The organism is Lentibacillus sp. Marseille-P4043 (assembly GCF_900258515.1).
Classification (GTDB): domain Bacteria; phylum Bacillota; class Bacilli; order Bacillales; family Amphibacillaceae; genus Lentibacillus_C.
Genome location: NZ_LT984884.1, coordinates 2,230,013 through 2,242,370 on the forward strand (window position 1 = coordinate 2,230,013; position 12,358 = coordinate 2,242,370).

At 42.9% G+C, this 12,358-nt stretch carries 6 protein-coding genes, 3 rRNA genes and 1 other annotated feature; of the genes, 5 read left to right on the forward strand and 4 right to left on the reverse strand.

Annotated features, from left to right (window positions below; all coding sequences use genetic code 11):
* Window positions 1-77 precede the first annotated feature (77 nt).
* Window positions 78-638 carry a tRNA (mnm(5)s(2)U34)-methyltransferase gene (locus C8270_RS10850; protein ID WP_106496845.1) on the reverse strand — a complete coding sequence of 187 codons (561 nt, stop codon included), beginning with the start codon at window positions 636-638 and terminating at the stop codon, window positions 78-80.
* A gap of 203 nt (window positions 639-841) precedes the next feature.
* Window positions 842-1,060 (forward strand) — a binding site (T-box leader).
* Window positions 1,061-1,117: 57 nt separating this feature from the next.
* On the opposite strand from C8270_RS10850, the gene leuS reads away from it, so the two are divergent.
* Window positions 1,118-3,535 (forward strand): leucine--tRNA ligase, encoded by a 2,418-nt coding sequence (gene leuS / locus C8270_RS10855; protein ID WP_106496846.1) that lies wholly within the window; start codon window positions 1,118-1,120, stop codon window positions 3,533-3,535.
* A 101-nt stretch (window positions 3,536-3,636) separates the two neighbouring features.
* Here leuS and C8270_RS10860 read toward each other — a convergent pair whose 3' ends face one another.
* Together C8270_RS10860 and C8270_RS10865 are read right to left on the reverse strand one after the other, a co-directional pair.
* Window positions 3,637-4,755 (reverse strand): NAD(P)/FAD-dependent oxidoreductase, encoded by a 1,119-nt coding sequence (locus C8270_RS10860; protein ID WP_106496847.1) that lies wholly within the window; start codon window positions 4,753-4,755, stop codon window positions 3,637-3,639.
* A 165-nt stretch (window positions 4,756-4,920) separates the two neighbouring features.
* The gene (locus tag C8270_RS10865; protein WP_106496848.1) at window positions 4,921-5,679 is read right to left on the reverse strand and encodes an FG-GAP repeat domain-containing protein; all 759 of its coding nucleotides are present in this window, start codon (window positions 5,677-5,679) and stop codon (window positions 4,921-4,923) included.
* A gap of 113 nt (window positions 5,680-5,792) precedes the next feature.
* Here C8270_RS10865 and C8270_RS10870 point away from each other — a divergent pair, with 113 nt between their 5' ends.
* The 4 genes from C8270_RS10870 to rrf all read left to right on the forward strand — a co-directional run bounded on the left by C8270_RS10870 (window position 5,793) and on the right by rrf (window position 11,368).
* Window positions 5,793-6,101, forward strand: a complete 309-nt coding sequence (locus C8270_RS10870) for a rhodanese-like domain-containing protein (RefSeq protein ID WP_106496849.1) — start codon at window positions 5,793-5,795, stop codon at window positions 6,099-6,101.
* Window positions 6,102-6,456: 355 nt separating this feature from the next.
* Window positions 6,457-8,019, forward strand: a 16S ribosomal RNA gene (locus C8270_RS10875).
* A gap of 178 nt (window positions 8,020-8,197) precedes the next feature.
* Window positions 8,198-11,118 (forward strand): 23S ribosomal RNA (locus tag C8270_RS10880).
* A gap of 134 nt (window positions 11,119-11,252) precedes the next feature.
* A 5S ribosomal RNA gene (gene rrf / locus C8270_RS10885) occupies window positions 11,253-11,368 on the forward strand.
* The 16S, 23S and 5S rRNA genes sit together here, the layout of an rRNA operon.
* Window positions 11,369-11,519: 151 nt before the next feature.
* Here the strand turns inward: rrf and hemQ are convergent.
* Entirely contained in the window at window positions 11,520-12,263 is a 744-nt protein-coding gene (gene hemQ / locus C8270_RS10890) for a hydrogen peroxide-dependent heme synthase (RefSeq protein ID WP_106496850.1), read from the reverse strand.
* Window positions 12,264-12,358 lie beyond the last annotated feature (95 nt).

Consider the following 12,358-nt stretch of genomic DNA (forward strand, 5'->3'; position numbering starts at 1 on the left):
AGTTTGCGCATTGAATCGTCATTAATTGGATAAAATTCTGTTCTAGGTTATTGGGTTAGGGTCCCTTCGCGCGGACGTTATTTTTTCTCAATGGCAATAATAAATGGCGGGGTATTCCTTTGGTTGATAAATCCATATTGTAATACGTTAAATTCTTGTTGACGTAACTTGGAAGCATAGTTAAGAATGGCGTCTTTTTCTTGAACTCCGCCTTCATGGCCGTGATAAACTACTAAGACGATTACCCCGCCTTTTTTCAAAAATTGTAACATGCCGGTTAGGGCCTTGATGGTTGACTCACCATGGGTAATAATTGATTTATCACTTCCGGGTAAGTAACCTAAATTGAAAATGACGCCACCAATTTGCTCTGTTTCGTTTAAATATGCTACTGCATGTTCATGACTTTCATGAATAATACGCGTATTCCTGATCTGTTGTTCCGCCACCTTAAGCTTTACCGCAGCAATTGCCTCAGCTTGAATATCAAACGCCAGTACAGAACCATTTTCTCCGACTAGCTGACTGAGAAAAAGCGTGTCATGTCCGTTCCCAGCTGTTGCATCTATTACAATATCCCCTTCTTGCACTGACTCAAGCAACAATTGATGTGAAAAGGCAATAATATTTTTAATCATAATCTGTCATTCCTTTTACATTAGTATGAACGTTAATTTTAGCATAAAGTTTTGTCAGTGTGCTTAGCCGGAATTGCAACAATTTATTTGATACAGAAAGTGGCAGTTACGCGTAATGAGCCATATGTTAGGGTAAATGAAGTTAATTTTGCTTGTTTCCTTGACAAAGCAGTTTTAATTAATTAAAATTCGATATAATAATGAAAATAGCGATGCGAAGGAGTAGTAATAAATTTATTCAAGTTTAGCGAGACAGTGGTTGGTGCAAACTGTTCTTGATAAGTTTATGAACTCGCCTTTAAGTTGTAAGAGCGAAATGGAAGTAGTTCTTACCGTGAATCCGCGTTAAGGAAACAAAGTGAACGTATGTTTTTACGTTAATTTGGGTGGTACCACGGGAGATATAGCTTCTCGTCCCTATTTAGGGATGAGGAGCTTTTTCTATATAGGGCATACTTCGCGACAAGGAGGAAAAACAGATGAGTTTTAATCATCGGGAAATTGAGAAGAAATGGCAAGCGTACTGGAAAGAAAACAAAACATTTAAGACAAATACGTATTCAAACAAAGATAAGGTTTATGCATTAGACATGTTTCCTTATCCATCAGGAGCCGGATTACATGTAGGGCATCCGGAAGGTTATACAGCAACAGATATTTTTTCACGAATGAAGCGAATGCAAGGTTATGAAGTATTGCATCCAATGGGCTGGGATGCATTTGGCTTGCCAGCTGAACAATATGCGCTTGATACAGGAAACAGTCCTGCTGAATTTACCAAAAAGAACATCGATACATTTCGCAGGCAAATTCAAGAACTAGGATTTTCTTATGATTGGGATCGGGAAGTTAATACAACTGATCCACATTATTACAAATGGACCCAGTGGATTTTTACGAAGCTTTATGAAAAAGGGCTAGCTTATATGGATGAAGTAGCAGTGAACTGGTGTCCAGCACTTGGGACAGTCCTTGCTAACGAGGAAGTAATCGATGGTAAAAGTGAACGTGGGGGCCATCCAGTTGTACGTAAACCAATGAAACAATGGATGCTTAAAATCACTGCTTATGCTGATAGATTGCTTGAGGATTTGGAAGAACTGGACTGGTCAGAAAGCATTAAGGATATGCAACGCAACTGGATCGGTCGTTCAGAGGGAGCCGAAGTAACGTTTGCTATAGATGGCCATGATGAGGAAATAACAGTTTTCACTACTAGACCGGATACACTTTTCGGTGCAACTTATGCAGTTTTAGCACCAGAACATCCATTGGTGAAAAAAATCGTAACTGACGAGCAAAACGATGCTGTAGAAGCTTACCTTGATGAGGTGCAAACAAAATCTGATTTGGAAAGAACTGACTTAGCAAAAGATAAAACAGGTGTATTTACAGGGGCATATGCAATCAATCCGGCAACCAAAGAAAAAATGCCAATTTGGGTTGCCGATTATGTATTGATAACATATGGTACTGGGTCAATTATGGCAGTTCCAGCGCACGATGAACGTGACTATGAATTTGCAACAAAATTTGAACTGCCAATTGTGGAAGTAGTTGCAGGTGGCAATATTTCTGAAGAACCATACACAGGTGATGGTGATCATGTTAACTCTGATTTCCTTAATGGATTAAATAAAGAAGCTGCTATTGCAAAAATGATCGAATGGCTTGAGACAAATGATCATGGTATAAAGAAAGTAACGTATCGTTTGCGCGATTGGCTTTTCTCTAGACAGCGTTATTGGGGAGAACCAATCCCGATCATCCATTGGGAAGACGGTACTATGAGTGCAGTGCCGGAAGAGGAGTTGCCACTTGAATTACCACAAATGACAGCAATAAAACCATCCGGTACCGGTGAATCGCCGTTAGCAAATAGTGAGGAATGGGTTAATGTTGTAGATCCTAAAACAGGAATGAAAGGCCGCCGCGAAACAAATACAATGCCACAATGGGCAGGAAGCTGCTGGTATTTCTTGCGTTTTGTTGATCCAGACAACCCGGAAAAACTTGCCGATCCTGAAGCGCTAAAAGAATGGTTGCCTGTTGATGTATATATTGGTGGGGCGGAGCATGCGGTATTACACTTGCTTTACGCCCGTTTTTGGCATAAATTTTTATACGATATTGGGGTAGTACCAACGAAAGAACCATTTATGAAATTGTTTAACCAGGGAATGATACTTGGGGAAGGCAATGAAAAAATGAGTAAATCAAAAGGGAATGTGGTCAACCCGGATGAAATTATAGGATCTCACGGTGCAGATACACTAAGGTTGTATGAAATGTTCATGGGTCCACTTGATGCAGCAGTTGCATGGTCAACAAATGGATTGGATGGTGCACGCCGATTCCTTGACCGTGTTTGGCGCTTGATCGTCAATGAAGATGGAGCACTTTCGGAAAAAATTACAACTGATGGAAGTGATTCTTCGTTAGATAAGGTATACCATGAAACGATTAAAAAGGTTACCGAGGACTTTGAAAACTTACATTTTAACACGGGTATTTCTCAAATGATGGTATTTGTGAATGAAGGTTACAAAGCAGATAAGCTTCCAAAAGCGTATGTGGAAGGGTTTGTAAAATTACTTTCTCCTGTAGCACCACATGTCAGTGAAGAATTGTGGAGCAAATTAGGTCATACGGAAACAATTAGTTATGAAGGATGGCCAATTTTTGATGAAGCAAAACTAACCGAAGATGAAATTGAAATTGTTTTGCAGGTAATGGGTAAAGTTCGTTCAAAAATGAGTGTTGCTAAAGATATTACCAAGGATGACTTGGAAAAGCAGGCACTTGAAAATGAGAAGATACAGGAATGGCTTGAAGGAAAAACAGTACGAAAGGTAATTGTTGTTCCGGGAAAACTTGTAAATATTGTAGCAAATTAAATGAAGTAAGGATCTCTATCAGTAACGGTAGAGATCCTTTTTAATTTGGGCAGTTATTATAAGTGCCTCATTTAAATTTTGTTAATCAAGTAAATGAAATATCACTTTATAGCCCCAGCAACATTGTAATCTTTGATATCAATCGTCAATTTATTTCCAAGTGCTAAGTTAGCTAATTCAGTACCAATAAATGGCCCCATCGTTAGACCAGAAGCACCCAGACCATTAGCGAGAATAAGTCCATTATAATTGGGTAGCGGTCCTATTACGGGAAGGAACCCTGGTGTGAACGGCCGAAAACCAACTCTAGTTTCAAGCACGGAACTCTCTGCTAAACCGGGAAAAACATCTAAAGCTTTCGATAAAATTTCATTGATTCCACCAACAGTAGTACGATAATCTAAGCCAACATCATTTTCGTGTGTTGCACCAACGACAATTCGATTATCGTCAAATGTAACAAGGTATTGATCGTTTGGCGGCATCACAACTGGCCAATTTGCAGTATTGGTAGATTCAGCCATTTTTAAATGCATGATTTGTGCTTTTTGTGAAGTGACATTAAATGTAATATTTAAGGGCTTTAATAGTTCATTCATCCAAACGCCATTAGTTGCAATAACAGTGTCAGCAAATAGTGGTTTGTCATTGACGTTAACACCAGTAACTTGTCTCCCTTTATATAGCAACTGGGCATCCCCATCGATAATCGTTGCACCATGTTTTTTGGCACCATTTAATAGGGCATTTCGTAGTGCGCGTCCATTAACACGTGCAGCGCCACTTACATGGATTGATCCATACCCATCCGCAAGCAATGGGAACGTTTTTTTCGTTTGATAGGAATCAAGTAATGTAATATCACCAATTTCTGGCGCTTCTTCCCGACGCTTTAATGCCCGTTGTTTCATAGCAATTAATTTATCTTCGTTTGTATGAATCGAAATCGCTCCAACCCGGGCATAACCAGTTTCTTCTTCACCGTCCTCTGCAAGTTGCTTGATAAGGTGAGGATATATTCGAGCTCCACCTTTTGCTAAATGATACCATGCCTTATTTCGGCGTTGTGATAACCATGGACACACAATGCCTGCCGCTGCATCTGTTGCCCTTCCATCATTGTTACGTTCTACTATCGTGACCTCGGCACCTGTTCGAGCAAGCTGATATGCAGTAGTAGCACCCAATATGCCTGCACCAATAATAATAAATTTTGCCATACATATTCCTTCTTTATTTAATATTTGTTGAAATACGCCTATCAATATATTAGAAAAGAATTGGATTGATTGTAAAATTATGCGATCGAAAGAAAATAAAAAGCCACGATTTTAACAAAACGAAAACCGTGACTTGATCTATTTATATGTTAGCTGATTGTTAATTCAATTGTTGCTTTCAGATCGCCATTTTTGTTTCAGTTTAATCCATTTATTATCCTCGAAATACCATAATATTTCAATTGTGCCAAGTTGATCTATATGAGAAGTCCCACTAACTTGCTGATAACTTTTTAATCCGTATCCTTTACTTTTACTAATAAACGTTGGTTCAAAGAATGAAATAGGTTCAATCATAAGCTTCATTTCATTTAGTAATTTTCCTTGTTCATCATAAATTCCAGAACGGATATATTCTGATGCTCGGTTCTGAAGGTCCATTTTTATCGGTTTCTTATTCGGATCAAGTTTTAAAGTTGCTTTAAACCCATTTTGAAAACTCCCTGATATGGAAATTGATTTTGGTAATGATAGCTTCTTAAGTTTTTCCATTTTTAATGTATTAATTTGATAAAAGTGAAAATCACTATTTCCCCCTGAATCACTTTGAAACAATAGATCACGAACACCATCATGATTTAAATCTTTAAATTGAAGTGATGGTTTATACCCACCTTCGTAGTTAATTTTCCATTGCTTTTTTTGCGGCCCTTTAATATCTGCCCATATATTATGGAAATATCCACTATCCGTACTAAACAGGATACCACTTAATTGAATTTCTTCTTTTTGCCCATCACCGGTAACATCCTCTTTATAAGATTCAATCAATATTGTTTTTTGATTATTTGTTTCTGTAACGGCAGAAACGGGTAATGAAAAATAAAGAGATAAAAATAACAGGAGTAGCGTAATTCGTTTCATTGTTTGTCTCCATTCATTGGTAATGTAAAGTTATTTTGTGTTATCTGCTTGCATGTTATTCATGACGAACGTATGATGAATAGTGAAAATATTGTTTGGAAAGGATTGAAATAATGGATCATATCAATGAACTAACACCACATGAAGTAGAAGAAGTGATGGAGAAAGATACAAATGCCGTTATTATCGATGTACGGGAGGATGAAGAAGTAGCTCAAGGAATGATTGAACATGCAAAGCACATTCCACTAAATAAGATTCCGCAAGCGATTAAAGATTTAGATAAAAATAAACATTATGTTCTTGTATGCAGATCTGGAGGAAGAAGTATGAATGCCGCCTTATATATGGATGAACATGGATTTAATGTGTCTAGTATGGCTGGTGGAATGTTAGAGTGGGATGGAGAAGTTATTCTATAATAACTAGTAGTTTTTAGTTGATGATTTTTATGCTAGGTGCTTTTGATAAAAAAAGTGAAAATATGTGTTGACTTTTATCTTTGAGGAGCGTATTATATATTTTGCTGCTGAAAAACAGCGACACATTATGAATTAAAATGATAAACTTTGTATTATTGACAATCATTATCATGAGTGTTATAATTAATAACGCTGTCGAGATAAGCAGCTGAATATTTGCTCTTTGAAAACTGAACAAAACAACCAGTATGTCAAGAAAAACACAAACCGTTTTTCTTTTAAAAAACTAGAAGGTAACACTTCTAAAAGCTAAGACATTGAGATGTGATTGATCGGTGTTAATCACATACAAACTTTTTTGGAGAGTTTGATCTTGGCTCAGGACGAACGCTGGCGGCGTGCCTAATACATGCAAGTCGAGCGCGTGAAACTTGCTGAAGCCTTCGGGTGGATGCTTGTGGATCGAGCGGCGGACGGGTGAGTAACACGTGGGCAACCTGCCTGTAAGATCGGGATAACTTCGGGAAACCGAGGCTAATACCGGATGATACTTTTTCTCGCATGAGGAGAAGTTGAAAGATGGCTTCTGCTATCACTTACAGATGGGCCCGCGGCGCATTAGCTAGTTGGTAAGGTAATGGCTTACCAAGGCAACGATGCGTAGCCGACCTGAGAGGGTGATCGGCCACACTGGGACTGAGACACGGCCCAGACTCCTACGGGAGGCAGCAGTAGGGAATCTTCCGCAATGGACGAAAGTCTGACGGAGCAACGCCGCGTGAGTGATGAAGGTTTTCGGATCGTAAAACTCTGTTGTTAGGGAAGAACAAGTATCGTTCGAATAGGGCGGTACCTTGACGGTACCTAACCAGAAAGCCCCGGCTAACTACGTGCCAGCAGCCGCGGTAATACGTAGGGGGCAAGCGTTGTCCGGAATTATTGGGCGTAAAGCGCGCGCAGGCGGTCTTTTAAGTCTGATGTGAAATCTCGTGGCTTAACCACGAGCGGTCATTGGAAACTGGAGGGCTTGAGTGCAGAAGAGGAGAGTGGAATTCCACGTGTAGCGGTGAAATGCGTAGAGATGTGGAGGAACACCAGTGGCGAAGGCGACTCTCTGGTCTGTAACTGACGCTGAGGCGCGAAAGCGTGGGTAGCGAACAGGATTAGATACCCTGGTAGTCCACGCCGTAAACGATGAGTGCTAGGTGTTAGGGGGTTTCCGCCCCTTAGTGCTGAAGTTAACGCATTAAGCACTCCGCCTGGGGAGTACGGCCGCAAGGCTGAAACTCAAAAGAATTGACGGGGGCCCGCACAAGCGGTGGAGCATGTGGTTTAATTCGAAGCAACGCGAAGAACCTTACCAGGTCTTGACATCCTCTGCAAACTCTAGAGATAGAGTGTTCCCTTCGGGGACAGAGTGACAGGTGGTGCATGGTTGTCGTCAGCTCGTGTCGTGAGATGTTGGGTTAAGTCCCGCAACGAGCGCAACCCTTGATCTTAGTTGCCAGCATTAAGTTGGGCACTCTAAGGTGACTGCCGGTGACAAACCGGAGGAAGGTGGGGATGACGTCAAATCATCATGCCCCTTATGACCTGGGCTACACACGTGCTACAATGGATGGAACAAAGGGCAGCGAAGCCGCAAGGTCAAGCAAATCCCATAAAACCATTCTCAGTTCGGATTGCAGGCTGCAACTCGCCTGCATGAAGCCGGAATCGCTAGTAATCGCGGATCAGCATGCCGCGGTGAATACGTTCCCGGGCCTTGTACACACCGCCCGTCACACCACGAGAGTTGGCAACACCCGAAGTCGGTGAGGTAACCTTTTGGAGCCAGCCGCCGAAGGTGGGGCCAATGATTGGGGTGAAGTCGTAACAAGGTAGCCGTATCGGAAGGTGCGGCTGGATCACCTCCTTTCTAAGGATTATTAGAAGGAACGCGGAGTGAGGTCATTTCAGATGATCTCCTCGGTAAGGGCGTACTTGGTTGTTTGGTTCAGTTTTGAGAGAGTGAATCTCTCGCTTTGTACCTTGAAAACTAAATAAGAGTAAGACATTCAACGACATCAAATTTAAGTTCTTAATCTTAATATAATAGTTAAGTGAATAAGGGCGCACGGTGGATGCCTTGGCACTAGGAGCCGATGAAGGACGGGACTAACACCGATATGCCTCGGGGAGTCGTAAGTAGACTTCGATCCGAGGATTTCCGAATGGGGGAACCCACTGTTCGTAATGGAGCAGTATTTGTATCTGAATACATAGGATACAAGAGGCAGACCCGGGGAACTGAAACATCTCAGTACCCGGAGGAAGAGAAAGCAAACGCGATTTCCCAAGTAGCGGCGAGCGAAACGGAATCAGCCCAAACCAGAAAGCTTGCTTTCTGGGGTTGTAGGACACTCCTTTGGAGTTACCAAGAAATTCTTTAGATGAATCGATCTGGAACGATCAGCCATAGCGGGTAAGAGCCCTGTAATCGAAAAGGAATTTCCTCCGGAGTGGATCCTGAGTACGGCGGAACACGAGGAATTCCGTCGGAATCTGGGAGGACCATCTCCCAAGGCTAAATACTCCCTAGTGACCGATAGTGAACCAGTACCGTGAGGGAAAGGTGAAAAGCACCCCGGAAGGGGAGTGAAAGAGAACCTGAAACCGTGCGCTTACAAGTAGTCGAAGCCCGTTAATGGGTGACGGCGTACCTTTTGTAGAATGGACCGGCGAGTTACGATCGTATGCAAGGTTAAGTGGAAGACACGGAGCCGAAGCGAAAGCGAGTCTGAACAGGGCGAATATAGTATGCGGTCGTAGACCCGAAACCGTGTGATCTACCCATGTCCAGGGTGAAGGTCAGGTAACACTGACAGGAGGCCCGAACCCACGTATGTTGAAAAATGCGGGGATGAGGTGTGGGTAGGGGTGAAATGCCAATCGAACACGGAGATAGCTGGTTCTCTCCGAAATAGCTTTAGGGCTAGCCTCAAGCAAAGAGTACTGGAGGTAGAGCACTGATTGAACTAGGGGCCCTCATCGGGTTACCGAATTCAGTCAAACTCCGAATGCCAGCTACTTAGACTTGGGAGTCAGACTATGGGTGATAAGGTTCATAGTCGAAAGGGAAACAGCCCAGACCGCCAGCTAAGGTCCCAAAGTATACGTTAAGTGGAAAAGGATGTGGAGTTGCCCAGACAACCAGGATGTTGGCTTAGAAGCAGCCATCATTTAAAGAGTGCGTAATAGCTCACTGGTCGAGTGACTCTGCGCCGAAAATATACCGGGGCTAAACGTATCACCGAAGCTGCGGATTGTTCTTTGAACAATGGTAGGAGAGCGTTCTAAGCGCTGTGAAGTCAGACCGTGAGGACTGGTGGAGCGCTTAGAAGTGAGAATGCCGGTATGAGTAGCGAAAAAAGAGTGAGAATCTCTTTCACCGAATGCCTAAGGTTTCCTGAGGAAGGCTCGTCCTCTCAGGGTTAGTCGGGACCTAAGCCGAGGCCGAAAGGCGTAGGCGATGGACAACAGGTAGATATTCCTGTACCACCTCATGACCGCTATTAGCGATGGGGGGACGCAGAAGGATATGGAAAGCGCACCGATGGATGTGTGCGCCCAAGCAGTTAGAAAGTTGGATAGGCAAATCCGTCCAACAATTTCAAGCTGTGATGGGGAGGGAACTAGAGTACCGAAGTTCCAGATTCCACACTGCCAAGAAAATCCTCTAGCAAGGTCACAGGTGCCCGTACCGCAAACCGACACAGGTAGGCGAGGAGAGAATCCTAAGGTGATCGGGAGAACTCTCGTTAAGGAACTCGGCAAAATGACCCCGTAACTTCGGGAGAAGGGGTGCTTCATTTACATGGAGCCGCAGTGAATAGGCCCAAGCGACTGTTTAGCAAAAACACAGGTCTCTGCGAAGCCGAAAGGCGAAGTATAGGGGCTGACACCTGCCCGGTGCTGGAAGGTTAAGGGGAAGCGTTAGCGCCATTGGCGCGAAGCGTAGAACCGAAGCCCCAGTAAACGGCGGCCGTAACTATAACGGTCCTAAGGTAGCGAAATTCCTTGTCGGGTAAGTTCCGACCCGCACGAAAGGTGCAACGACTTGGGCACTGTCTCAACGAGAGACCCGGTGAAATTATACTATGCGTGAAGATGCGCATTACCCGCGACAGGACGGAAAGACCCCGTGGAGCTTTACTGTAGCCTGATATTGAATGTTGGTACAGCTTGTACAGGATAGGTGGGAGCCTTGGAAACCGGAGCGCTAGCTTCGGTGGAGGCACCCGTGGGATACCACCCTGGCTGTACGGACATTCTAACCCAGGACCGTGATCCGGTTCGGAGACAGTGTCAGGCGGGCAGTTTGACTGGGGCGGTCGCCTCCTAAAAGGTAACGGAGGCGCCCAAAGGTTCCCTCAGAATGGTTGGAAATCATTCGCAGAGTGTAAAGGCAGAAGGGAGCTTGACTGCGAGACCTACAAGTCGAGCAGGGACGAAAGTCGGGCTTAGTGATCCGGTGGTTCCGCATGGAAGGGCCATCGCTCAACGGATAAAAGCTACCCCGGGGATAACAGGCTTATCTCCCCCAAGAGTTCACATCGACGGGGAGGTTTGGCACCTCGATGTCGGCTCATCGCATCCTGGGGCTGTAGTCGGTCCCAAGGGTTGGGCTGTTCGCCCATTAAAGCGGTACGCGAGCTGGGTTCAGAACGTCGTGAGACAGTTCGGTCCCTATCCGTCGTGGGCGTTGGAAGTCTGAGAGGAGCTGTCCTTAGTACGAGAGGACCGGGATGGACACACCGCTGGTGTACCAGTTGTTCCGCCAGGAGCATAGCTGGGTAGCTACGTGTGGCAAGGATAAGTGCTGAAAGCATCTAAGCATGAAGCCCCCCTCAAGATGAGACTTCCCATCACTTCTAGTGAGTAAGATCCCTCAGAGACGATGAGGTTGATAGGTCCGAGGTGGAAGCGTGGTAACACGTGGAGCTGACGGATACTAATAGATCGAGGACTTAACTATATTTCTTTTTGATTCGTTGCTTGAAAAACTCTTATTTAGTTTTTAGGGTACAAATATACTTGTATTTTCGTCGGAAAATGCATATAATATATTTTATCTTTAATTTTAAACAAGAATGACTTACAAGATGTAGGTCTGGTAGCAATAGCGGAGAGGTCACACCTGTTCCCATGCCGAACACAGCAGTTAAGCTCTCCAGCGCCGATGGTAGTTGGGGCATTGCCCCTGCAAGAGTAGGACGCCGCCAGGCAATTAAAGGGCAAGAAATACGATGAATCGTAATTCTTGCCCTTTTTACATATTCTTAAACAAAGCGTTGAACATAGTATTTAAGGGAACCTAATCGAATAAAAAAAGCAAAGACCATATATAAGCTAATCTTTGCTTTTTGAAAAACTTAATTAAATTTGAAAATAAGAATCCATTTCTTCATTAGGTAAATAAATACCAATGAAAAAGGTTCCAAAAATAGCGTATTTAGCACTAACTTCATCAAATCTAGTATCATAAATCAACTTTTTGAATTTAAGTACATCATCACAAAATAATGATACGCCCCACTCGTGATCATCAAATCCTATGGAACCAGTGATAATCCGCTTTACATCATCAGTATAATGTTTACTGGTTGCAATGTGCTCGAACATCATACGTCCGCGTTCTTCTTTTGAAAGTGTAAACCAGTTTGTTGATTCACCACGTTGTTTACTCATTGGATAAAAACAAATATATTCCGTTTTTGGGATTGTCGGATATAGTTTTGCACGCATTGCAGGATCTTCATATGGATCAGTCTGCCGTTTTGTGTAGGTGCTTTTTTCAATAATGGAAACATATGAAAAGGCTGGAATCGTATAATGTGCTAGTGCGGTTTTATTGAACTGGTTTTCTAATTTGTTTAGATCTTTCATTGTTGGACGAAGCAACATAAACATAATGTCAGCTTTTTGACCAACGATTGAATAAATTGCATGGCTTCCTTGTTTATCATCTTCTATTTGCTGCCAGTCTTTAAGTAATGCATTAAACTCATCTAATGCTGATTTTCTTTCTGTTTCACTTACTTGTTGCCATTTTTCCCAGTTAATTGTTCGAAAATCATGTAAAGCATACCATCCATCGAATGTTTCTACCGTTTTTTCCACAGTAATCACTCCTAAGAAACGTTTTATCTTTCAATTGTTATGATAGGACTTCTTGCAAGCAAGTTCTGTGATAACAATCACAAGTTGCCGGTTTT

Coding starts and splice junctions, on each gene's coding strand:
- leuS (WP_106496846.1), top strand. CDS start 1,118: ATGAGTTTTAATCATCGGGAAATTGAGAAGAAATGGCAAGCGTACTGG.
- C8270_RS10850 (WP_106496845.1), bottom strand. CDS start 638: ATGATTAAAAATATTATTGCCTTTTCACATCAATTGTTGCTTGAGTCA.
- C8270_RS10865 (WP_106496848.1), bottom strand. CDS start 5,679: ATGAAACGAATTACGCTACTCCTGTTATTTTTATCTCTTTATTTTTCA.
- C8270_RS10870 (WP_106496849.1), top strand. CDS start 5,793: ATGGATCATATCAATGAACTAACACCACATGAAGTAGAAGAAGTGATG.
- C8270_RS10860 (WP_106496847.1), bottom strand. CDS start 4,755: ATGGCAAAATTTATTATTATTGGTGCAGGCATATTGGGTGCTACTACT.